A 23523-nucleotide genomic window follows, 5' to 3' on the forward strand; every position below is an offset into this window, starting at 1 on the left:
AAATCACAGACACGGGACGCGCTTTGATTTTACTGCATTGACGTTCGGAAATTCTCCATAGTATCATGGAAAACGGTGCCTGCATCCTGTGGTGCCGCATATCCATAATCAAAGGCGGGAGTATCGTGGATCATGTAAAAACCATTACGATTTCCTTGTATCTGTTCGTCATCTACTACATCTCCGTACATATCCCGGCGCTCAAGCCTCTCTTCTATCCTACGCTCGGCGCCTTCTCTTATCTGTTCGTGTCCCGGGCCTTCGCGGTTAAGGATCTATTGAAGCTGATTGCAGGCGCAACAACAGCCTCCCTGCTCGGCTCCTGCTTCTACTTCTCCCATGCCGGCGGCGTAGCGTTCCTCTGCACCTCCCTCGTGACCATCTGGATGATCCGCAAATTTCACTTGAATGCCCCCCCGATCCTTGCGGTGGCGCTAATTCCTTACTTTGCCCAGCCGGCACAGTGGTGGACGGCCCCCGTCTCCGTGGTCAGCTCCCTGACCGGTCTGGTGCTTCTGCTTCTGCTCATGGAGACAGCTGCCGCCGGCGCGTCCGGCGCAATCAAAAAACTCCGGCGCGGCGGGACACCGGCACCGGAGCAGTTCAATGAGGGAGCTTAGCGTAAGAACAGAGGCTGACAGCGTCTCCTCTGCGAACGTTAAGCCAAGAAACGGGCACGCTCCTGAGGACGCGGAAGCATGCAGGCGTCGGTCCGTCCGAACAGGCGGTACCGGTTGCTTGCGATCAGTTTGTAAACAAGATCTCTGAGCGGCCTTGGTACAATGATGAATAAATACAGCAGCTTCCACAGCCCGCCAAGTTCGCGCAGTACCCGCAGGCCGGCCGTTGATCTCGTATAAATCTTTCCCCGGTCCAGCAGCACAAAGGTGCTCAGCTCCTCAGGATCGAGACCATGCTCCGTAAGCACCCTGCGTCCGAATTCGGATTGAATCGCCACGAACCGAAACTTCCCTTCGGGATCCCGGGGCAGAATAAACTGCACGATCTTCTGGCAGAAGCCGCATACCCCGTCATAAAAAATAACGGCATACTCCTGCTCCCCCGATATCCTTTGCTCTTCATTCATGTGCTCCACGCTCCTTCCCATGGGTCATTCATTTTCTTTCATCCTACTCCCCGGTACTTCCTCTGATTATCATTGTACTATACCCGGCACGATCTTAATACATCCCATCCATACCTCTTATTACCCCAATGGAGGCAGCCCTTACGCATCGAACCGAAACCGGGGGTGAACGCCCAGCGGCTCCGGCTGCAGCAAGATCCGCCGCTGAAGCCGGGAGACCAGATTCAGCCGGCCACCGAGCGAAATGATCACGGGAGCAAGCGACCGCACGAAGGACGTGGAAGCGAACAACACCTTCGCCCCCCGTTCCTGGATACGGTGCACGGACCGCATCTCGCCGCTGCGCCGCTCCTGTACGAGGCCGAGCCGCGCGGCGGAGACATCGCCGTCCTGCAGCGCGCCGTAGATTACATCCGCCGCGGCCGCCGCCGTGGCGGCGGAGAGCGAAACGCCGACCGCCCCGATCGGCGAAGCGCAGTGGGCGGCATCCCCGATCAGCAGGCAGCCGTCCCGTGCCCATTCCCGCACGAAGAAAGTCTTCGCCTGCAGCAGCACAAAGGGCTTGAAATCGTGAAGCTCTTCAGCAAAGGATTGGAAAGCCGGGTGGGCACCCAGCAGCTCCCGCCGGAACGCATCCACCCCGCGGCTCTTGATCGCCCTCCATTCTCCGGGAGGTACCGCCAGACCGACCTGCAGCAGATCCGGGTACTTGGGCAGAATAATCATGGGATGACCGTCGGTCAGCTTGATTCGCAGCCCTTCCCCCCAATCCGCCGGTTGCGGTACACTGAACCAGATGAGGTCGCCCGAATGGTTCTCGTACTCCATCTCGAACCCTCCAAGCCGCCGTACGGCCGAGAAACGTCCGTCCGCGCCTACAGTCACCTTCGCCCTCACAGTCAGCTCGCCGTCAGGGGTATCGACCCTTACTCCGCAGACCCGCTCCTCTTCCTGCAACAAACCGGTAACGGACGCCTGAAAGAGAAGGTCGAACGACGGAAGCTCACGGGTCTTCTCATACAGTGCCCCAAGCAGGATGGGCTGCGGAACCCACAGCGCATAAGGGATTTCCTCGGAGAAACGGTCAAATTGAAACTCGGCGAGCCGCTTTTCTTTATAATAAAACGCACCGGAACGCACCTTCGAGCTCGGAAGCGATTCGATATAGGATCTCAGTCCAAGCTCCTCCATCAGCTGCAGAAAACGGGGCTGCAGCACTTCCCCCCGGTATTCGCGGTGAAAGTCATGCTGACTTTCAAGCACCGAAACGCGGACCCCCGCCTTCGCAAGCATCATCCCAAGGATCAGCCCCGCCGGACCGCCCCCTATAATGCAAACATCGGTTTCGACCGTACGACTCATGGTCATCGCTCCCATCAGTAGAGTTGCGAGTTATCACCCGGATGCCGTATCAGTGAAAATGAGTGATTACTCACTTTAATTGATTTCAGTATATGCCTCTCGGCATCCTGCGTCAATGGGTACATAAACAAAAAATGGGTACATAAACAAAAAAAAGAAGGCCCCGTTTCTCCGGAGCCCTCCTATGCTCATTGCTTACATTACAGAGGTAAAATCGAGGATCGCCTGCGCCAGTTCGCCCGGCGCCTCCACCAGGCTCATATGCCCCGCCCCGTCGATCTGCCTCTTCGTCGTCCGCTCGCCTTCCGCCGCGAAGGTCTTCTCCGGCGCAATGACTCCGTCTCCCGTACCGGCCACGAGCAGGACCGGCAGCTTCGTTTCCTCGATAACGTTCCGGCGGTCCGGACGGGCCCGCATGCCTTCGAGCGTCCGTACGGCTCCTTCCGGGCTCGTCCCGAGGCCGATTTCTTTGGCCTTGGCTACGGCCTGCGGCATCGTCTCCAGATGGGCCGGCGCGAACAGCTTCGGCACAAGGCCTTCGATGAAGGCCGGCAGCCCCTGCTCCCGGATGGTGTCCATCGCCTTCAAGCGGCCTTCCTTGCCCTTGTCATCGTCTGGCAGCGGGGTCGAATGAATGAGACCGAAACCGAGCAGCAGGTCCGGATGGCGTTCGGCCAGCGCCAGGGTGATATACCCGCCCAGCGAGTGGCCCAGCACTACGGCCCGGCCTATATCAAGCGACTTCAAAAAGCCGGCGATGTCTTCTGCGAACGTTTCCATCGCATAGGGGCCTTCAGGTGCGGAAGAATCCCCATGGCCGCGGAGATCCGGCACGATCAGACGGCACCGTCCTTCGAGCAGCGGAACGAGCTCGTCCCAATAAGCCGAAGAGCCGCAGAAGCCGTGCAGCAGCACGACAGGCGTCCCTTCCCCTGCGTCCCTGTAGGACAGCCGGATTCCGTTTACTTCCTTCACGAGCTTTTCCATCCTATATCCTCCTTCGCGTTGTATGCGTCATCTGTTGTCCATCGTAAGGTGCTATTGGATAGTATACCCGTTTTACCCGCTGGCTGGGAACTTGAACCGGAACCGGCACAGCCGCCCGTCCTGCTTCCGGGCTCCATCAGCGCTAAAAAGCCCCTGCCTCCCCAAGTGGAGAGACAGGGGCCGTGGAACGAACACTTGCATCCTATCGTTGGCGGCAGCCTGGTTGGCGAAGAAATTATTGGGCCTGCGGCTCAGCGGCCGGCTTGTATTGCGAAGAAATGTAGGTCTCGGCCTTCGGCTCCGTGATTACCGTGGCATTCATGCTGTCCGGCGCCGGGTCGGACAGCTTGTAAGTCACGACCGCCCGTCCCTCCCCTTCGAAACGGATGCCGGTGATCTCAATGCCATAGCCTGACGTCGGCTTCTGCCCCCTCGACAGGACGACCCGGTTCACGCTGTCGTTCACCTTTTCGACCGTCACCTGAACTTCTTCTTGGGGTACAGGAGCAGGCTCCGGCTGTCCCTGGTGATTCTCGAGGAAGCGGATGGCATTATGCAGCCAGACGGCCGCCTCCCCGCGGGTCAGCTCACGCTTCGGATAAAATTTGCTGTCTTCGCCGACCGTAGCGAACTTGTACAGCACCAGCCGCTGCACAGCGCCGCCCAGCTCCGGAGTGATCTCACTCTCATCCGCGAAGGCGATATACATCTTGATCAGCGGAAAGTTCCCTTTGGTTTCGACGGCATGAACCAGCAGATTGGCGAAGGCTTCGCGGGTAAGCGTGCCGGCCGGATTCACATCCTTCGGCAGCGGTACGCCGTTCAAGTGCGCTTTGATGAAGCTGTCCGCATACCAGGCGTCATTGGGCACATTCGTGAAATAGTCGGAAGCCTCGGGCGCTTTGATGAACTTCATGTTATCGGTATTGAGATTGAGGCCTTTGACAAGCATAGCGACGCCTTCGGCGTAAGTTGTTTTCCCCTGGGGAACGAAACGGTCCTGATCCACCCCGCTCACCACTCCCCTCTCCTTCAGGTCCAGAATCGGCGCAGCCTGCTCCCCCGACACATCACCGAAGGCGAGCACGGAAGAAGATAAGGTAACGGTCAACAGAAGCGCCGCCGACAGGGCGGCCGTCCATGTATAAGCAGTTTTCTTTGTCATCAGTAACAACCTCTCTTATTTAACTGTCATTTGCTCCGGAGTTATCTTTCAGACGCAGATCGGCCCCGAATTGTTGCAGTACAAGCGCCCGCAGGATTCCGTCATGAAGATGGACACCGGCCGCATACACTGGGTAGTGAACCTACATCCAGGTGAAAGCGAGGGATTCCCATGCCTGAACTCCTGTTTCAAGCGGCCCTGCTCATCATTATCATCCGCGCGGTCTACATGATATTCTCCCTGGCCCAGCGTCCCAAGAAGCCTTGGCTTGATCTTCTGCACTATATCTCGGTCGCCATCGTTGCGCTGACGTTTCTCTTATAACAACCCCGCAGGCAAGTTACTGTAACGATACCGTGCGGCTGTTCGTTATTACGTCCTTCCCCTCAAGTCCGTGAAGGCTTAGTCTTTACGGGCTTTTTGGCATGGAATTTACTGGATTCCGACAAAATTCGCCTAAGGGATTGACCAACGGTTGGGCGGATGATACAGTACTATTACCAGTAATTCCATTGGAATTATATTATAATCTGAGACAGGAAATGGGGAGGAATCATTCATGCGTTTCTGGAAAAAAAGCATGCTGTCCGTGCTGACGGTCATCTTGTCCGTGAGCCTTGCAGCCTGCGGCACCGCCAAGCCGGCGGCAGAAGGCACCACAGCCGGTGAGAACACATCGGCCGGCGCCAACACGGCAAACCCGCTGGCGGGCAAAAAAATCGCTCTGATCATGCAGATCAACCTCGGGACCTTCTCGGCCCAATACATTGAAGGCGTCAAGGAGCAGGTAGAGAAACTCGGCGGCAAAGTGACCGTCACCCCTGCCGACGGCGACCTCGCCAAGATGTCCTCCAACCTGGATGCGGCGATCAACCAGAAAGTCGACGGCATCCTGATCGACCACGGTACGGCGGAAGCCCTCGAAGCCGGCGTGAGAAAAGCCATCGAGCGCAAGATTCCGGTCGTGGCCTTCGACGGCGACATCAACGTGCCGGGCGTTACCGTTCTTCAGCAGGATGATGCGAAGATGGCGGAAGCCACCCTCGAGCGCCTCGCTTCCGATATCGGCGGCAAAGGCAACATCGTGAAGATCTGGGTAGCCGGCTTCGCTCCGATGGAACGCCGCCAGATCGCCTACAAGGCATTCCAGGACAAGTATAAGGACATCAAGGAAGTCGCCGCCTTCGGCGCCGCTTCGCAGAACACCGCGCTGGATACGCAGGCGCAGATGGAAGCCATCCTGAAGAAGTATCCGAACAAAGGCGATATCGCCGCTGTCTGGGCTTCCTGGGATGAATTCGCCAAAGGCGCTGCCCGTGCCATCCAGCAGGCAGGCCGTACCGAAATCAAGGTCTACGGCATTGACATGAGCGACGAGGATCTGCAGATGATCCAGGATCCGAACAGCCCTTGGATCGCTTCCTCCGCGGTTGATCCGAAGGACATCGGACGCATTCAGGTCCGCTACCTGTACCAGAAGCTGCACGGCGACCAGACGCCGGACAAGGTCGTCCTCGAGCCGGTCTTCGTCGCCCGCGACCAGCTGCCGAAGGAACAGATCTCCACGGCTCAGCTCAGCGAGCATGTCAAAGGCTGGGGCAACAGCCAGCAGGGATACACCGACTGGCTCAAAGCGGCCGAAACGCCTGCCGCGAAGTAATGACACCATCCCACCGGCACCGCTCCGGTGGGATTTTGCTTATCAGGGCCGGCGGTCCTGCCGCCCGGTCCACGGCCCATACCGATGAAGGGACGCGTACTCCATCCATGACCGCATCGTCCAATGACCGGCTTCCTCACCAGAGCCCTCTTCCAACGGAGGGGCTGCTGCAGATGAAGTCCATCACGAAATCGTTCCCCGGCGTATTGGCCCTGCAGGGCGTCGACTTCGACGTCCGGCCGGGCGAGATTCACGCCCTGCTCGGCGCGAACGGGGCGGGCAAAAGCACGCTCATGAAGGTGCTGTCCGGAGCTTATGTCCCCGACGGCGGCGAAGTGCTCATCGGAGAACAGCGCCTGTCCATACAGGCGCCCATCGACGCCATCCGCAGCGGCATTCAGTGCGTGTACCAGGAGGTGGACACAGCCCTTGTGCCGACACTCTCCGTCGCAGAGAACATCATGCTGGACCGCCTGACCTCCGGTCCCGGCTGGCTGCAGTGGAGCGCGCTGGAGAAGGAAGCTTCCCGCGTGCTCGGCGATCTCGGCCTCTCCGGCCTCGACGTGAGGGCCCAGGCGGGTTCCCTGTCCATCGCCGAGAAGCAGCTCGTCCTGATCGGACGGGCCCTCGCCCAGAAGGCCCGCTTCCTCATCTTCGACGAGCCGACCGCACCGCTCAGCGGCGAGGAAGCCGAACAGCTTTTTGCCCTGATGAACCGGCTCAAGGCCGACGGCGTAGGCTGTATCTTCATCTCGCACCGGCTCGGCGAAGTGTTCCGGATCGCCGACCGTGTCACCGTCATGCGGGACGGGCGCCGCATCTCCACGAAGCCGGCCCCGGAGACGGACGCCCACCGCGTCATCGAAGAGATGCTCGGCAAGCCGTTCGAGGAGGAGTTCCCGAAGGCCGTCGTGCCAATCGGGGACACGGTGCTCGAAGCGCGCGGCCTGACCTTCGGCACGAAGGTGCGCGGGGTCGACCTGACCGTGCGCCGCGGCGAGATTCTCGGCGTCGTCGGGCTCGTCGGCGCCGGCAAGACCGAGCTGTCGCGCCTGCTCTTCGGCGCGGACCCGCTTGAAGGCGGCGAGATCCGGCTCGGCGGGCAGCCGCTGCGGCTGTCCTCGCCGACGGATGCCGTGCGGGCCGGGATCGCGCTCATTCCGGAGGAGCGGCGCAAGCAGGGCGTGCTCGTCTCCCAGTCGGTGATGAGCAACCTGGCGCTGCCGCTGCTGAAGTCCTTCAGCCGGCTCGGCTTCGTCTCGCGGAAGCGGGAGATCTCGAACGCCGAGGAGCGGATCGCCGAGCTCGGCATCCAGCCGCCGCACCGGGAGCAGCTCGTCCAGCACCTCAGCGGCGGCAACCAGCAGAAGGTCGCGGTCGGCAAATGGCTGCCTACGGGAGCCAAGGTATACCTGTTCGACGAACCGACCAAAGGCGTCGACGTCGGAGCGAAGAGCGACATCTACCGGCTCATCGGCCGGCTCGCCGGAGAAGGCAACGGCATCATTTATTTTTCGTGCGAAATTCCGGAGATTCTCGGCATCGCCGACCGTATCCTCGTCATGAGCTACGGCAGGGTCGTCAAGGAGCTGCAGCGCAGCGAGGCGACTCAGGAGCAAATTCTGTACTATGCAAGCAGCGGGGAGGCTTAATCTGCACACATGAATACGAATACGACCAAGCTGGACTACCTATACCGATACGGCGCCCTGCTTGTCATTGCCGGGGTTATCGTCATCTTTTCCCTTCTTAACGAGAACTTCCTGTCCTACGACAATATGGCGGATATTCTCCGTTCCATCTCGATCGTGACCTTCATCGCGATAGGCGTCACCTTCTCGCAGATCGTCGACGGCTTCGACTTGTCGGCCGGGTCCACGGTCTCTCTCACCACAGTCGTCACGGCCACGCTCATGGTCTGGTACCAGATGCCGCTGATCGCCGTGCTGACACTCCCGCTGCTCATCGGGGTTCTTGTCGGGCTGCTCAACGCCCTGCTCATCGTCAAGATCCGGATTCCGGATCTGCTGGCCACACTGGCCGTGATGTATATCATCGGCGGCGTCCACAAGACCTACACGAAGGGCTTCTCGATCTACAACAACATGCAGATGACCGACGGCACCAAGGCGCCTGGCAAGTTCACAAGCGAGTTCCTGTGGATCGGCCAAGGCAAACTGCTCGGCATTCCGGTCCCCGTGCTGCTCATGATCGGAGCCGTCATCCTCGTGCATGTGTTCCTCACCTACACGCGCTGGGGCCGCCAAATGTATGTTACCGGCGGCAACCGGGAAGCGGCCCGTCTCTCCGGGATCGCCGTGAACCGGGTCCGCACGCTGGCTTATGTGCTCTCCGGCGTGTTCGCCGCCGTCGGGGGCATCCTCTTCTCCGCACGGGTGGGCTCCGGCCAGATTGACGCGGGCTCCCCGCTGCTGATGGAGGCTGTGGCCGCCGTATTCGTCGGCTACTCCGTACTTGGAGCCGGCAAGCCGAACGTCATCGGCACCTTCTTCGGCGCCGTCCTGATCGGCGTACTGCTCAACGGACTGACGATGCTGAATCTCCCTTACTACGCCTTCGATATCATCAAAGGCGCAGTGCTGGTGGCAGCCCTCGCAGCAACGTTCATTCACCTTTCCCGGCGCAGGTCTTCCTGAATCTATCTCTATCTCTTGTAAAAAAGGCGGAGCGGTCCAAGTGACCCTCCGTTTTTTTGTTCTGCTTTGATGTGTATTGTCTCCTGCCTCCATCCGCCCCACCTCTCGCCTGCTGCTTCATCCCCCGCCTTTTGCTTTAAATAGGGTACAATCCTACTCTTGCAGAAACGGAGCGATAGCCATGGCCAACCAACCGCCCCCTCGTCCGGCCGGCGGGCAGCCGGCACCTGCCCCGCGCCGCGATACCGTACACGTGATTCGCTGGATCCTGCGCTCCCTGGCGGTCCTCCTGATCGTAATGGTGACCGCCGTCCTGATCTATAACAGCCGCAAGCCTCTGCCACCGGGCCTCTCGTATGAAGGTCCCGTCCACCGGACCGACTCGGTGGAGTTTCTCTATGATTTGACCTATAAAGACAAGACCGGAAACAAGGAGATGCGGGAGGAGACCATCTTGAAACGGATCCTGCAGGCGATCGATGAAGCCGATTCGTTCGTGGTCATCGATATGTTCCTCTTTAACAGCTATGTGAATGAAGGCCAGTTGTTCCCCAAGATCACGGAACAGCTGACGCAGAAGCTCATTCAGCGCAAGCAGCAGAACCCGAAGCTGAATGCGGTTTTCATTACGGATGAGGTCAACACGTCCTACGGCTCGCACCCATCGCCAGAGCTAGAACGGCTGAAGGCCGCAGGCGTACAGACGGTTATCACGGATACGGACCCCCTGCGGGACTCTACACCTCTCTACTCGGCGCTGTGGCGCATCTTTTTCCGTCCCTACGGCACGGAAGGCCGCGGCTGGGTCAGCAACCCGATGGCCGATACGGCGCCCGACATGACCGTCCGCTCGTATGCCAATCTGTTCAACGTAAAAGCGAACCACCGCAAGGTCATCGCCACCGAGGACATTGCCATCGTCTCCTCAGGGAATGTGCACGATGCCAGTGCGAAGCATTCCAACGCTGCCTTCGCGGTCGGCGGCCCGATCATTGCCGATGTGCTCGCTTCCGAGCAGGCGGCTGCGAATCTCGGGGGAGGCGCTTCCTTCCCGGAGTATGCGCCGAGCGAAGGTGCGGACAGCGGTGCTCTGAGCGTACGTCTGCTGACCGAAGGGAAGGTCAACGCCCACCTGCTGCACCTGCTCTCCGAAGCCGGCAGCGGGAACACCGTCTGGATGGGCATGTTCTATCTGGCTGACCCCGATGTGCTGAAGGCGCTGAGGGAAGCGTCGAACCGCGGAGCGGAGATCCGGCTGATCCTGGACCCTAACCAGAATGCCTTCGGCAATGAGAAGATCGGGCTGCCGAACCGCCCGGTAGCCGAAGATCTTGTGAACGGGACCGACGGCCGCATCAAGGTGAAGTGGTACAATACGGGCGAGGAGCAGTATCATACGAAAATGATGATGGTGACCGGTGCGAACCGGATGTCGATCCTCTCCGGCTCCACCAACTTCACGACCCGCAATCTCGATGACCTCAATCTCGAGACGGATCTGCTTATCTCCGGCCCCGCCGACAGCGAGGTTTCCCGAAACGTGGAGGCCTACTTCAACCGGCTATGGGACAACCGGGACGGAAGCTATACACTGGATTATGAGGCCTACAAGGAAAAAACGTACCCGCTCAAAAAGCTGGTCTACCAGCTGCAGGGCTGGCTCGGGTTTACTACGTTCTGATGTCCGCTCATAAGTCGCAACTGAAACTCGTGCCGCCTCTCTCCTCATGCTAAAATAGGGATGTAATTATTTTACATTTATCAAGGAAAAAGAGGTGTTTTGGCGTGAGAAAACAGTGGATTTGTGCTGCCGCCGGTACGGCTCTGCTCCTCTTAGCCGTACTTCCAGCTGGACATGCCCTCGGTTCCGTTCCTGCTTCCGAATCCGCTTCCGTGTCTGCCGGAAGCCATCTCTCCTCCCCCGCTGGGCTGGGGAAACGGTTGATTCGGCCGAAGAAGCTTCCGGATGCCTTCATCCAAGGCGACTATGCACGCATCTATGCACAGCTGAGTCCTGAGCTTCAGGCAAGCTTCAGTGCCGCCGAGCTGGAGCAGGCCGGAACGGAGTTTTTCAGGGATACAGGCTCTCTTCATCTGCTGACCAAGGTGGACCTGTCTGTCGGGACACAGTACATTTGGGCCAATGCCGATGCAGCCAAGGGCCTCATGGCTGTCTTCTCCCCGGACGGCAGCATCACGGGGCTCCTGCTGAAACCTCTGACTCCCCATCCGGAATCGGATGCCCGTCTCACCCGTACGGCCTACCGCATGCCGGTAACAGGATCTTGGTTTGTCTTCTGGGGCGGAACGAATGAGCTTCTGAATTACCATTATCCTTACGAAAGCCAGCGGTATGCCTATGATCTGGTCGTTGCCCGAAGGGATGGCACCACATACACGGGTGACCCGGCCAAACTTGAGAGTTACTTTGCCTTTGGCCGGGAAGTCGTTGCTCCGGCCGACGGCAGGGTAATACGCACCTTGGACTCCGTGCCTGACAACTCTCCCGTCGGCGGGACAACCAATACGGCCCGGCCATTCGGCAATTATGTCGTCATCGATCACGGCGGTGGCGAATACAGTGTACTGGCCCATCTTCAACTGGGATCTGTGAAGGTTCAGCCCGGCCAGGCTGTGAAGAGGGGGGAAACCATCGGACGCTGCGGGAACTCCGGCAATTCGACCGAGCCTCATATCCATTATCAAGTTCAGAATTCCCCGGAACCAGGAGAGGGTCAGTCGCTGCGCATCCGGCCTCTGCACGGCAAAGAACCCATCAGAGGGGAATTTGTCCGCGGCATGGGGCGGCAGGGTTAGCCAGCATATAGGGAAGGAACCGCCAGGGAATGTTTTTCGAGCCCCCGACGGTTTCTTTCCCATTGCATCCTTAACATTGAAGTCTTCGGCCTGCCTGGCATGCCAAACTCCTCCCCTCCATATACTTAGAAGGACAACCGGCTGCGATTCGCTTATCACCTGATAGGTTAAACGTAGGTATATCTATTCCTTGGGAGGCGTCTTTATGAAAAAAAACGTTATTATCCGTTGGCTGAATGTTGCCGGCCTGCTCGCCGTCCTTATCCTCAATTACCTGGCCAATGCCCTGCCGCTGAACAACCTGACCACCGGCCAGATCTCCGCCATGTTCCCTGTGCGGATCACGCCCGCCTCGTACGCCTTCTCGATCTGGGGGCTGGTCTATGCGCTGCTTGTGGCGTTCATTATCGTTCAGCTGTGGCCGGGCAAACGGAACCAGGAGGAAGTCCTCGGGGCGAACCCTTGGTTTCTTGTGAGCTGTTTCTTCAACTGCACCTGGATCCTGCTGTGGCATTACCTCTATACGGTGTCCTCCGTCTTTGCCATGCTGGGGCTGCTTTTCTCACTGATCGGGGCCTACGTGAATACGCGTCCGAACGGCTGGTCGCCGGACAGGGCGATCCGCTGGTTCGTGCAGCTGCCCTTCAGCGTCTACCTGGGCTGGATTACCGTTGCCTCCCTGGTTAACATCGCCATCGGACTCAAGCTGCTCGGCTGGGGCGGCTTCGGACTCTCTCCCGTGACCTGGACGGTGCTCGGCATCTTGACCGCTATGCTGCTCGGCCTGCTGGTCGGCTTCCGCTTCCGCGACCCGGCCTATGCCCTGGTCATCGCATGGGCCCTCGCAGCCGTGGGGGTCGCCAACCGGGCGGAAGCCGTTATCGCCTACAGCGCCTGGGGGGCAGCCGCTCTGCTCGCGGTCTTCGCCCTCTGGCTGCTCGCTTCCGGCGGTCTCTTGAAGGGCCATGACCGAGCCCGTCACTGAGCAACAGCACGCATGAAGAACCCTCAGCCTTCTAAAGGCTGGGGGCTTCATCGTAGGGTAGAGGACGCCAGCTGCCGAGTGGGATGACAATAAGGGAGGCCCCGGAAGGGGGTCTCCCTTATTGTTCTCGCCCATCAGCCCCGTCTCTACGACCGTCTGTGCACATGCGCGCCGCTGCGGCGGAGCAGATCGACGACTTCTTCGTAAGCCTCCGAACCGATATTCGCCGTCAGCACATACCTCAGCTCTCTGTCGTCTCTTCCATCCCCGTCGCGGTCGTGAAGAGCGTCATCCGCCGTGCGCAGGCCGACATAGGCTCCCGCTGCATCCGCGCCGGTATTCACCGCGCCGACTCCGCCCAGGTAGCCGGCTCCCGTCGCCGTTCCCGTCGTCCCGCCTGCCAGGGCAAACGGGAGCAGGAGCGGGACGCCCCGGTCCAGGGGCTCCGCAAGCTCGCCTACCTCAATGGAATCCACCGGGTAAGCCTGCAGCTTGATTCGTACGTCTTCCGCATCATTCTCGGTATGAAAGTAAGCTTCGATCGGAATCATCATCGTTCATCACTCCTTAAGGGAATTGGCTGTACCGCTGCTGATGCAGGTGCCGCTACATGTACCTTCTTTTACCCCAGTTTGTCCCTCTTCAAGCAGGACCATCCGGCTGCTCCCCGCACTCCCGCGGGAATAGCGCCCTTCCGTTCTTGGCACGCTAAAGCTGGAGGTGAATCATCATGACAGGACGCAACAGCAAACCGAAAAACCGCGGACCGGCCGGCCATCCGGGACGGCTCGACCAGTTCGGCGAGAAGCTCGCAGACGATACGGTGTCGCGGGAAGCCGCCGAAGCCTGCGATACGGACAAGCGCTCTTAAGGCTTTCGCTGCGCTGCCTTTCACGACGAACCCATTTTCCTCCCGCAATACCAAAAAACCGTCCGGCATTCCGGCGCTCCTGGCGCTGTGTGCGGACGGTTTTTGTGCAGCCTCTTGGAATTCCTCAGACTTGTCTGGCTTCGAGCCTCTTGGCGAGAATGGACAGCGCATAGTTCACTACAAAGTAGATGAGTGCCCCGAGAATGAAGATCGGGATGACCCAGTTGGCGTTCTTCGCGGCGATCAGCTGCATGTGGTGCGTCAGCTCAGCCAGCACGATCACTGTGGCCAGGGAGGTATCCTTGAGCAGCGAGATGAACTGGCTGACCATTGGAGGCACCATACGGCGCATCGCCTGAGGCAGCAGGATATACCAGAGCGCCTGTACGTAAGTCAGACCCGACGAGCGTGCCGCCTCCATCTGGCCCCTCTCGATCGACTGCAGTCCGCTTCGGACAATCTCCGAGATCATCGCCGCCTCGAAGACGGTAAGGGCTACAATCGCCGCATATTCCGCATTCTGGAACACCTTGAGACCTGCCTCAGGCAGCGCGAACCGGGTGAAGAAGATGATGAGCAGCAGCGGCAGATTCCGGACGATTTCTACCAAGACGGCCAGCACCTGCGCCACCACCGGAATGCGCGCGAAACGGAGCGTTCCCACAAGGGAGCCGATCAGGAAGGCGAAGATGGTGGAGAAGAAGGCCACTTTGAGAGTTACATACAGCCCCTGCATCAAAAACCGCATATTCTCCGGTGCATAAGCTCCGGTAAAGTCCATGGGGGTTCCTCCTTTCCTCTGGTCTTAGCGTGCAAGCCGTTTCTCCAGATAGCGTACGCCGAAGGAGATCGGAATGGTAAGTACAAGATAGAACATCGCTACGAAAATATACACGCTGAAGGTGACGAAGACCTGGGATGAAATGATATCGCCGAAGTACATGAGATCGAGCCCCGCCACCACACCGAGGACGGAGGAATTTTTGACGAGGTTCAGGAACTGGTTGCCGAGCGGCGGAATCACGATCCGCAGCGCCTGCGGCAGAATAATGTAGCGCATGGTCTGGATGTAGGTCAGACCGGAGGAGCGTCCCGCTTCCATCTGCCCCTTCGGCACAGCCTGGATGCCCGCCCGGATCGCTTCAGCGATGAACGCCGAGGTATAGATGGAGAGAGCAAGGGTACCGGCCACGAAGCCGTCGATGAAGGACAGCCCGAAATTCGGACCCGCAAGAAAAATGAGCAGTACAATAAGCAGCAGCGGAATGTTCCGCAAAAACTCGACATAAGCGGCGCCGAACCAGTTCAGCGGCTTGACCGGCGAGATCCGGAAGACGGCGATGACCGCACCCAGTATAAAGCTGGCGACCAAAGCGATCAGACTCGCCTTCACCGTGTTGCCGAACCCCTGCATGTAGGTGTCCCAATGCTCGAATAAGATATTCCACTGGAGTAAGCTCTCCACGTTCTTCCTCCCCCTCCCTATGTATCCTGATCCTCCCCTATGTAAGGAGAAAAGGTAGGACGAAGCCCGGATCCCGGGTCCATCCTACCCCATATTGCAGTCCGGTTTCTGTTATTTCGCCGGCTTTTCCCCGATCCACTGTTCGTACAGCTTGTCGTATTCTCCGCTGGCCTTCATGTCGCTGAGGAACGTGTTGACGTACTTCACAAACTCCGCGTCGCCCTTCTTGATCGCCATGCCGTAAGGCTCATCCGTGAATGTGCCGCCGACGACCTCGAAGTTCGGATCCTGCTTCACCATACCGTAGAGAATCGCGTTGTCCGTAGTCAGCGCGTCGCCCTGGCCCGCTTTGAGCGCGGTGAAGGCATCCTGGTAGTTGTCGAACTCGAGAACCGTTGCGTCCGGAGCCTTGGCCTTGACATTCGCGCCGGAGGTGGCGCCTTTGACCGCAAGCACTTTATTGCCCTTCTTGAGATCCGTGACGGACTTGATCGGGCTGCCTTTCTTCACGAGCAGGGACTGGCCGGCCTTGAAGTAGACGTCCGTGAAGTCAACCTGCTTCTTGCGCTCTTCGTTGATCGTCATCGTCGCGATGATGATGTCGATCTCGCCCTGGTTCAGCATCGGAATCCGCGTCTTCGACGTGACTTCCTTCAGCTCCAGCTTGCTCTCGTCGCCGAAGATCTTCTTCGCGAGCGCCTTCGCCATGTCAATGTCAAAGCCTTCCACCTTGTTCGTGGCCGGGTCCTTGAGACCGAACAGCTTCGTATCGTACTTGACGCCGGCTACGAGCTTGCCGCGGGCCTTGATCGCTTCGAGCGCGCCCCCTCCTGCCGGTGCCGTCGAATCCGCCGGCTTCGTCGTGTCAGCTGCCGGAGTTCCCCCGCCGGCCCCCTGGCTCGTTTCATTTGTCTTCGTGCCGCACCCTACCAGCAGGGCGGGTACCAGGCAGAGCGTCATCCCGATCGAAACCCATTTGTTCTTCATCATACTGAATTACCCCTCTCTCTACTCGGATTATGATATTAATGGTGCAGAAGCCGGCTGAGGAAAGTACGTGCCCGCTCCTCACGCGGATTCTCGAAAAAGTCCTTCGGCGCGGAAGTCTCCAGAATCTGTCCCTGGTCCATGAATACGACCCGGTCGGCCACTTCGCGGGCAAAGCCCATCTCGTGGGTCACGACCACCATCGTCATCCCTTCCTTCGCCAGGTCCCGCATGACGTCCAGAACCTCACCGATCATCTCGGGGTCCAGCGCCGACGTCGGCTCGTCGAAGAGCATGATCTTCGGCTTCATCGCCAGCCCGCGGGCAATGGCCACACGCTGCTGCTGTCCGCCGGACAGCTGGGACGGGTACACCTTCGCCTTCTCCGGGATCCCGACTTTGGTCAGATAATGCATCGCGGTCGTCTCGGCTTCCTGGCGGGAGACCCCCAGCACTTTCATCGGTGCCAAGGTGATGTTCTCGAGCACCGTCCGGTGCGGGTAGAGGTTGAAATGCTGGAACACCATGCCGATATTGCGGCGCAGCTGGTTGATATCCGTACGCTTGTCATTAATCTTCACGTCATCCACCGTGAGCTCACCGTCCGAGATCGTCTCCAGACGGTTGATGCACCGCAGCAGCGTACTCTTGCCGGAGCCCGAAGGACCGATGACGACGACCACTTCCCCTTGACCTATGGTAAGGTTAATGTCCTTGAGCACGTGAAATGCGCCGTAGTGCTTGTTCACATCGTGGAACTTTATCATGTTATTCCCCCTTACGCCTCACGATGCAAGCTGATTATTATGTAATATATATGTTATATGTAAGTAATTATTAATAACATATATCTACAAAAACAATGATACATGGCATCCTGTTTTTTTTCAATGCCGTTTTCATAAATTCAAAACCGAGGTAATATAAAGTTGGCAAACGCTTTCATTGCCAGTATTACTGTATATCGCTTTTTAACCCTGTGTCAAATGCAATTTTCCATCCGGTCTCTCTATCTTTCTATGACCTGGTCCCGATGGGTGTGATTGCCATAGACTCCGCCCTGCTGGACCGATATCATGAAATGAAACCGAATGCTGTAGAAACCTGAAGGAGGGAACCCCATGAATAAACGATGGATGTCTTATGCGCTTCCCGCTGTCCTGAGTATCTCGTCGGTCCTGTCCCTTGCGGCCACTGCCTGCGCTGCCACTCCGGCAGCCTTCTCCGATACAAGAAACCATTGGAGCGCCGATGCGGTCAAATGGGCGGTCGGCAGCGGGATCGTCGACGGCTACGAGGACGGCACGTTCCGTCCGAACCAGACCGTGTCGGAGCCTGAATTCCTTGCGATGCTCCTGCGCGCCTACCCGAGCAGCCAGCTGACTTCTACCTCGTCCGGCTCGCCCTGGTATACGCCTTATTATGATTATGCGAAAAAGATGAACTGGCCGCTGCTCGGCAGCCCCGACCGCCAGAGCTATAACCGCGGGCATGTCGCCCGGCTTATCGCCGGCACCCAGCAGGGCACCGCGCTGAGCTTGAACGATTCGATCCGCTTCCTGCTCGACCAGGGCCTGTCGCAGGGCAAGAGCAGCGCCACCGTGCAGGGCTATGCCGCGGCCGATCCGCTGTCCCGGGCCGAAGCGGTCCAGTTCATCCGCAACCTGAAGGGCAGCGTATCCGGGCTGAAAGCCGCCCAGCCAACTCCCGGAGGGACTGCGCCCGAAGCCTCCGCCGCCGCCGTCTCCGTGCGGGGAATCGCCATTGGCGACAGCGAAGCTTCCGTGCTGAGCAAGCTCGGCCAGCCGGCCCGCAAAGATGCCAGCGGCTACGCCGGGATGCAGTGGTACATCTACAACGGCGATTACAGCCGGTACGTGCAGGTGGGGATCAGCGGCGGCAAGGTGACCGGCCTGTATGCCCCAGGCGGCTGGACGACGAATAAGGGACTCACGGACGGCGTCTCGCGAACCGAGATCCAGAACGTCTACGGCCAGCCCCTCTCCTACATCCTGAAGGGCAACACCCGCTTCATGAACAACTACGGTGAAGGAGAGTACGGCACCTATGAGGATGCGGGCGCCTACGTCACCTTCTTCTATGACGTGCATCAGGAAGGCGAGGTGACGGGCGTTCTCGTCATCGACCGTTCGACCGAGCTGGCGCTGGCGTCCTTCTATCCGCAGGGCAGCGATACGCTCGCCCGTGCCTTCGAGCGGCAGAGCTTCGACCTGGCGAATGCCGCCCGCGTCCGGCTGGGGCTGCAGCCGTTTGCCTGGGATGAGGGTGCCGCCGGCACCGCCCGCGCGCACAGTGCCGATATGGCCGCCAAGGGCTACTTCGACCACACGAATCCCGCCGGGCAGAGCCCGTTCGACCGGATGGAAGCGGCCGGCCTCTCCTACAGCAGCGCCGCGGAGAACATCGCCGCCGGCCAGACCAGCGCCATCCATGCCCATCACGGCTGGATGAACTCGGCCGGCCACCGCAAGAATCTGCTCAGCGGCATCACCCGCCTCGGGGTAGGCGTGGCCTTCGGCGGGAAGATGAGCGTGTACTACACGCAGAACTTCCTGACGCCCTGATCCAGTGATTCACTGCCCGATACGCTGAGTTTCGGACCAAGGGCTCCAAAACCACTTTTACCCACAGGAGCCATTTTTGAAACCTTCTCAGAAACTCTGAAGCTCAACCGAAAAATTCCGGCAGCCCCACAGCCGGGCCGGTAAACAAGACAGCGCCTCCGGGTTCTAGAATCGCTCTAGAGCTTGGAGGCGCTGTCTGTGCTTCGGGTGTCGGCGGGGCCGGTTACAGCCCCTTCTTCTCCATATATTCAAAGAGGAACGATTGGCCGTTCCGGTAAAACCGCGGATCGTACAGGCCGATCCGCTGCTCGTCGTTCACCATCACCACGAACGGCGACCATTCGTACAGGGTGCGGGCCTTCGGGTTCTGCTCGAAGAGGCGGTCGAGGTCCGCCTGCTCGGGTTCCGCGGACGTCAGCGTGGCGAGCGGCTTGACGCCCGTGAACACACTGCCGCGGAGCAGGTCGACCGTGGTCCCCTGCTTGCCGATCACGGTGAACACACCCGGCACGAAATCGGCGGACAAGGCCACCTGCTCGTAGCGCGCGGAGGCGTCCTGATACAGGGAATACCCCTGGGCCGACTGGGCCGCGACATAGAGTCCCATCAGGAGCCAGACCGTGCGGTAGACCTTGTGCGGCACCCGGCTGCCGCGTCCGAAGCGGACGAAGAGATAGCCGCCGAGCATCAGCGCCCAGAAGACCAGATCGACGATCGGGATGGTGCCGAAGGTGATCCGCATCGTGGAGAAGGGCTCGAAATACCCCGTCCCCCAGGCATTGAAGAGGTCGCTCGTATCGTGAATGAAAACGGCAATCAGTGCGATCACAAACCAGCTCCAGCCCCGTACCTTGGCGAAAAGGCGGACGAGTCCGGCCAGCAGCGCGGCCCATACCGGCACCAGGAACACCGAGTGCGTCAGCCCCCGGTGCCACATCTGGTACCGGCCTGTCGTATCCCACCACGACGAGATGACGTCGATATCGGGGATCTGCGAGCCGGCCACTGTCGTGAAGAGCAGCGCCCGCCGCTCCGTCTTCGTCATGCCGGCCTTGTCCACGGCCCCATAGAGCGTCAGACCAAACAGCGTATGTGTAATCGTATCCATATTCCGTACGTTTCCCCTCTGGAATGTGCATTATGATGTCATCTTCCAGTATACCTCATGCGCCGGGACACGGCCAATGTACGGAGCTTAACAATAACCGCCGCCAGTGATGTCATGTCGATGGTGGAATTCCGAATACGAAACAGCCTGCAGCCAAAAAACGCCGTCCGGAGCCGGACGGCGTTAAACCACTTGTCTTCCTCGGCGCAGGCAGGTTCCGGTCAGCCGCTGCGGCCCAGTTCGACGGCGGCCGGAGCGGAAGCGGTCTGCATCTGAACCGTGAACAGGAACTCGGCGCCCTCGCCGGGCACCGACTCCACCCGGATCGTCCCGCCCATGAGCTCCACAATCCGCTTCGAGATCGCGAGCCCGAGTCCCGTACCGCCGTGCTTCTTGGCGGAGGAGGCATGCTGGTAGAAGGGCTGGAAGAGGTTCGGCAGCGCTTCTTCCGGGATCCCCGTCCCCGTATCGCGCACCGCAAACTCCAGCTCCACCCGCTCCCCTTCCCGCCGCCGCTCGCGGACGGAGACCCGGATCTCGCCGCGCTCGGTGAACTTCACGGCATTGCCGATCAGATTGATCAGAACCTGGCGCAGCCTTCCTTCATCCCCGAAGAGCTGCGCCGGCAGCCGCTCATCCCACTCGCAGCGGAGCTCCAGCTCCCGCTGCTGGGTCTGCGGGGCGAACAAGCCGAGGCTCTCCTCCATACAGGCGTGAAGAGAGAAGGCTTCCCGCTTCAGAGAGACCGTGCCGTACTCCATCTTGGAGAAGTCGAGCACGTCGCCGATGACCGACAGCAGTGCGGTTCCGCTCCTATTGATGATTTTGGCGTATTCCCGCGGTTCTCCCTCCAGATCCGATTCCAGCAGCAGATCGCTCATCGCGAGAATCCCGTTGAGCGGCGTCCGGATCTCGTGGCTCATGACCGCCAGGAATTCACTGTTGACCCTCGCGGCCCGTTCCGCTTCCATCTTGGCCTGGACCAGGAGCCGCTCCGATTCCTTCTGCTCCGTAATGTCCTTGGAGATCGTATAAATATCCACTATCCGTCCGCCGGCCACCATGGGGACGATCGTGGTGCTCAAGTGAATTTTGCGCCCGCTCCTGTGCCGCAGCGTGCATTCGATCGTCTGGGGCGTTCCCTCCAGCACCCGGGCGAAGCAGGCGCGCACCCGGGCGGCATCCCTGCGGTTCAGCAGCGAAGTGAAGGAGCGGCTCAGGAACATCTCGCGGTTGTAGCCCGTAATGCGCTCGGCCGCAGGATTCACGCGAAGCAGCTGGCCCTTCAGGTCGAAGAGGCACACCATGTCCGGGTTATGCTCGAAGATCGAATCGTACCGCTGACGGCTTTGCTCCGCGAGCCGCAGGGCGAACCGCCGGTCCATCATCTGGCCGCCCGAGACAACCAGCACAAGCAGCAGCGACGCCGCTCCCACACAGGTCGCCAGCACGACCTCGCTGAAGCCGGCATCAGGGTCGGGCAGCAGCGGAGCCGCCGGATAAGCTTCGTACGAGGCCGCACTCATGCCGGTGTAATGCATGGCCGCCAGCAGGGCGCCGAACAGCAGCGAGGAGGCGATCCGCGCCCGCAGTCCCGGAGGTCCTTTTCCCCGTCCCCGCCGGCGCTGCAGCAGATAGATGGAGGCGAAGGAGACGCCTCCTGCGAACACGCAGGACACCAGGACGATGACAGGGTCGTAGCGGATCTCGGCCGGCATAATCATGGAGGTCATCCCGACATAGTGCATGCCGCAGACCGCCAGGGTCATGAACACGCCTGCTGCCGCCAGCTTGATCCGCGAAGGATGGCCGTCCGTGAGCACGGACAAGCCGGCCAGGACGGCCGCTACCGGCAGGAGCATGGAAATAAAAATATAGGGTGCGTTATAGCGAACTTCTATGGGCAGCCGAAGTGCCAGCAGCCCCACAAAATGCATTGACCAAAAACCGAGACCCAGCGTCAGGGAGCCGAGCGCAATCCGTACCGCTTTCATCCTCGCCTGCACCTGCCACAGGCGGCAGCATAGCTCTACCGCGCAGTAAGAGGTGAACACTGCGATGATGAAAGAGAGGAGAACCAGAGGAAGGCTGTACGTCCCTTGCAGGTGTTCCATGCCATCACCTCAATCTTCGGGCCCTTGTGACCCGATTCCTTACCCTATTCTTTTCGACCGAAGCAGCCCGATTCCTGCTTAATGTGACAGTTTTCTTAAATATCGCCTTCATTCCCTGATGCTGGAATCCTTACTTGATCCATACGCTGCCGAAAGGCAGCACCTCGCGCAGCACGCGGCGCAGCAGGGATTCCCGCTTCAACGGACCGCCCCCGCGGCCCCTCTCCCCGGCCGGCTGAACCAGGATGCTTCCCGTGCCGGTGATCTCCCACTGGTAGTTCATGCGCTGGGAAGCCAGCGTATTGCCGTAGACGCACAGCCGCAGCTTCGTTTCTTCCGGATAAGCAACGAGACAGCCCGTATCCACATACACCGGCTGCTCCGGATGCAGGGTCAGCCCGCAGAGCGGACCGCTCGAAACGAGGCCCAGTGTCCCGCCGCCGGAGAACTTCATCCGCACCCAGTCCCTGGAGACGAACGCTTCTTTGGTATGCAGCAGCCGGCTCTGCAGGCGGAGATTCTCACTGTAAAACAGCACATGCTCCATATCGAACAGCAGGGAACTCTCCTCTTGCAGCTCCAGCGTCTTCAGATAATAGCCCGGGGGGACGCCCAGCACAAAACGGGCCGGACCCGACAACCGGGATTCGACCCAGAGCTTCTTGCGGTACATGCCGGAGGGATTCAGAAAACGGTCTTCCCTTCCCTGCGGCGCCCCCTGGTATGCGATAATCTGATCCGGCCGCAGCACAAGGCAGGCTTCTCCGGCATCCAGCCGGACGGCGGCCGTCTGTCCCTCGCTTCCCCCGCCGTCAGTATCGATATGCAAACCGCTTCCCCCTCCTCTTCCTAAGAGCGATCCCGCGCTAGCGCGTACGGCGCCATACGGCCAGACGCACAACGCGCATAAGAACGAAATACAGCACGACCAGGCCGCCCGCGGCCAGCGCGGTGCGTGTAATTCTGCGGTTACGCTCGGCCTCGGCGCGTTCGGCGGCCTCCATCTGCCCGATCGCCTCGTCCAGCCGCGCATTACGGCTTTTCAGCTCCTGATTCTCCCGAAGCAGCTGCTCCTGGGTCTGCTGGAACTTCCGGATCGTCTCTTCCGAGCGCTTCACCGATGCATCCAGCTCTTCCTGGGCGTCATCGTACTGCTGCTGCAGCTCCTCCACCCGCTCCGGCATGCCGTAGATGTCTTTCACCCGGTCCATAAACCCCGCCTCGGCAGCGGGCCAAGGCAGCAGCGCAGCAAGCAGAACGGCTGCCAGCCCGATCCGGTGCATCATGCGGGGCCCCCGGTCTCTGCCGGCAAGCCCCTTCCTTCCTGATTCTGCCGCCACGCGAATCCCTCCCCGGCCCGTCTGTCAATCTAGCAATACGGGTTTGATATACTACTATATTACCCGCTTTCTCGACAAAAAGGAACAGGAAGGGGGAGCCTGCATATCGGGGTCCTTTCGAGGATATCTCTTACATGCTAAGAAAAGGCCGCCTCGCCCTTGACGGGCGAAAGCGGCCTTATAAGTTCAGGCACCTCACAGGATGCCGTTTAAGGTATAATATGAAGCGTTGACAGCATGTTGAAAGCGGATCCAAATAACTGCATCCATCCCCACATGGACATCCATAGAGGTATACTCAGCGTTACACCTACAACCAATCCTACAGACAAT

Annotated in this window: 22 protein-coding genes and 2 pseudogenes; 11 read left to right on the forward strand and 13 right to left on the reverse strand. The window is 59.6% G+C overall.

Annotated elements, in window-relative coordinates:
* Positions 1–125: 125 nt before the first annotated feature.
* Positions 126–620, forward strand: a complete 495-nt coding sequence (locus tag PM3016_RS31865; RefSeq protein ID WP_013920560.1) for a hypothetical protein — start codon at positions 126–128, stop codon at positions 618–620.
* Between the two features lie 38 nt (positions 621–658).
* Here the strand turns inward: PM3016_RS31865 and PM3016_RS31870 are convergent, their stop codons facing one another.
* From PM3016_RS31870 to PM3016_RS31885, 4 genes are all read right to left on the reverse strand, one after another.
* Complete coding sequence (locus PM3016_RS31870; RefSeq protein ID WP_014372224.1) at positions 659–1087, reverse strand: thiol-disulfide oxidoreductase DCC family protein; 429 nt, start codon at positions 1085–1087, stop codon at positions 659–661.
* Between the two features lie 141 nt (positions 1088–1228).
* Entirely contained in the window at positions 1229–2449 is a 1221-nt protein-coding gene (locus PM3016_RS31875) for an FAD-dependent monooxygenase (RefSeq protein ID WP_014372225.1), read from the reverse strand.
* Between the two features lie 195 nt (positions 2450–2644).
* The gene (locus PM3016_RS31880) at positions 2645–3436 is read right to left on the reverse strand and encodes an alpha/beta fold hydrolase (protein WP_014372226.1); all 792 of its coding nucleotides are present in this window, start codon (positions 3434–3436) and stop codon (positions 2645–2647) included.
* Between the two features lie 235 nt (positions 3437–3671).
* On the reverse strand, positions 3672–4601 hold the full coding sequence (locus PM3016_RS31885) for a protease complex subunit PrcB family protein (RefSeq protein ID WP_014372227.1): 930 nt from the start codon (positions 4599–4601) through the stop codon (positions 3672–3674).
* 171 nt (positions 4602–4772) lie between these two features.
* On the opposite strand from PM3016_RS31885, the gene PM3016_RS38975 reads away from it, so the two are divergent.
* The 8 genes and pseudogenes from PM3016_RS38975 (at position 4773) to PM3016_RS31915 (ending at position 12720) form a co-directional block, all read left to right on the forward strand.
* A complete protein-coding gene (locus tag PM3016_RS38975; protein ID WP_013920565.1) occupies positions 4773–4925 on the forward strand; it encodes a hypothetical protein in 153 nt (50 codons plus the stop codon).
* 235 nt (positions 4926–5160) lie between these two features.
* On the forward strand, positions 5161–6261 hold the full coding sequence (locus tag PM3016_RS31890) for a sugar ABC transporter substrate-binding protein (protein WP_013920566.1): 1101 nt from the start codon (positions 5161–5163) through the stop codon (positions 6259–6261).
* Between the two features lie 107 nt (positions 6262–6368).
* Positions 6369–6920: pseudogene (locus PM3016_RS41620) on the forward strand (ATP-binding cassette domain-containing protein); the annotation flags it as partial.
* Between the two features lie 321 nt (positions 6921–7241).
* Positions 7242–7913 (forward strand): annotated as a pseudogene (locus tag PM3016_RS41625) (ATP-binding cassette domain-containing protein); the annotation flags it as partial.
* Between the two features lie 9 nt (positions 7914–7922).
* On the forward strand, positions 7923–8918 hold the full coding sequence (locus PM3016_RS31900) for an ABC transporter permease (protein ID WP_013920568.1): 996 nt from the start codon (positions 7923–7925) through the stop codon (positions 8916–8918).
* A 181-nt stretch (positions 8919–9099) separates the two neighbouring features.
* A complete protein-coding gene (locus PM3016_RS31905) occupies positions 9100–10599 on the forward strand; it encodes a phospholipase D family protein (RefSeq protein WP_014372229.1) in 1500 nt (499 codons plus the stop codon).
* Positions 10600–10703: 104 nt separating this feature from the next.
* Positions 10704–11735 (forward strand): M23 family metallopeptidase, encoded by a 1032-nt coding sequence (locus PM3016_RS31910; RefSeq protein WP_014372230.1) that lies wholly within the window; start codon positions 10704–10706, stop codon positions 11733–11735.
* A gap of 205 nt (positions 11736–11940) precedes the next feature.
* Positions 11941–12720, forward strand: coding sequence for a hypothetical protein (locus tag PM3016_RS31915; RefSeq protein WP_014372231.1), 780 nt, complete (start codon positions 11941–11943; stop codon positions 12718–12720).
* Between the two features lie 146 nt (positions 12721–12866).
* Here PM3016_RS31915 and PM3016_RS31920 read toward each other — a convergent pair whose 3' ends face one another.
* A complete protein-coding gene (locus tag PM3016_RS31920; RefSeq protein ID WP_014372232.1) occupies positions 12867–13274 on the reverse strand; it encodes a hypothetical protein in 408 nt (135 codons plus the stop codon).
* A 176-nt stretch (positions 13275–13450) separates the two neighbouring features.
* Here PM3016_RS31920 and PM3016_RS38980 point away from each other — a divergent pair, with 176 nt between their 5' ends.
* Positions 13451–13591, forward strand: coding sequence for a hypothetical protein (locus tag PM3016_RS38980; protein WP_013920574.1), 141 nt, complete (start codon positions 13451–13453; stop codon positions 13589–13591).
* Between the two features lie 124 nt (positions 13592–13715).
* On the opposite strand, the gene PM3016_RS31925 is transcribed toward PM3016_RS38980, so the two are convergent.
* The 4 genes from PM3016_RS31925 to PM3016_RS31940 all read right to left on the reverse strand — a co-directional run bounded on the left by PM3016_RS31925 (position 13716) and on the right by PM3016_RS31940 (position 16810).
* Positions 13716–14372, reverse strand: a complete 657-nt coding sequence (locus PM3016_RS31925) for an amino acid ABC transporter permease (protein ID WP_014372233.1) — start codon at positions 14370–14372, stop codon at positions 13716–13718.
* 24 nt (positions 14373–14396) lie between these two features.
* Positions 14397–15005: an amino acid ABC transporter permease gene (locus tag PM3016_RS31930; protein WP_049819118.1), complete on the reverse strand. Its 609-nt coding sequence runs from the start codon at positions 15003–15005 to the stop codon at positions 14397–14399.
* A gap of 162 nt (positions 15006–15167) precedes the next feature.
* Complete coding sequence (locus PM3016_RS31935; RefSeq protein ID WP_013920577.1) at positions 15168–16046, reverse strand: transporter substrate-binding domain-containing protein; 879 nt, start codon at positions 16044–16046, stop codon at positions 15168–15170.
* 35 nt (positions 16047–16081) lie between these two features.
* Positions 16082–16810: an amino acid ABC transporter ATP-binding protein gene (locus tag PM3016_RS31940; RefSeq protein ID WP_014372234.1), complete on the reverse strand. Its 729-nt coding sequence runs from the start codon at positions 16808–16810 to the stop codon at positions 16082–16084.
* A 354-nt stretch (positions 16811–17164) separates the two neighbouring features.
* Between PM3016_RS31940 and PM3016_RS31945 the strand changes: the two genes are divergently transcribed.
* Positions 17165–18628, forward strand: a complete 1464-nt coding sequence (locus PM3016_RS31945; RefSeq protein ID WP_014372235.1) for a CAP-associated domain-containing protein — start codon at positions 17165–17167, stop codon at positions 18626–18628.
* A 223-nt stretch (positions 18629–18851) separates the two neighbouring features.
* Here the strand turns inward: PM3016_RS31945 and PM3016_RS31950 are convergent, their stop codons facing one another.
* The 4 genes from PM3016_RS31950 to PM3016_RS31965 form a co-directional block, all read right to left on the reverse strand.
* A complete protein-coding gene (locus PM3016_RS31950) occupies positions 18852–19736 on the reverse strand; it encodes a metal-dependent hydrolase (RefSeq protein WP_013920581.1) in 885 nt (294 codons plus the stop codon).
* A 221-nt stretch (positions 19737–19957) separates the two neighbouring features.
* Positions 19958–21850, reverse strand: coding sequence for an MHYT domain-containing protein (locus PM3016_RS31955; protein ID WP_014372236.1), 1893 nt, complete (start codon positions 21848–21850; stop codon positions 19958–19960).
* Between the two features lie 130 nt (positions 21851–21980).
* Positions 21981–22679, reverse strand: coding sequence for an AIM24 family protein (locus tag PM3016_RS31960; protein WP_014372237.1), 699 nt, complete (start codon positions 22677–22679; stop codon positions 21981–21983).
* Between the two features lie 37 nt (positions 22680–22716).
* Complete coding sequence (locus PM3016_RS31965; protein WP_014652738.1) at positions 22717–23190, reverse strand: hypothetical protein; 474 nt, start codon at positions 23188–23190, stop codon at positions 22717–22719.
* Positions 23191–23523 lie beyond the last annotated feature (333 nt).

This window comes from Paenibacillus mucilaginosus 3016 (assembly GCF_000250655.1).
In the GTDB taxonomy this organism is placed as follows: domain Bacteria; phylum Bacillota; class Bacilli; order Paenibacillales; family NBRC-103111; genus Paenibacillus_G; species Paenibacillus_G mucilaginosus.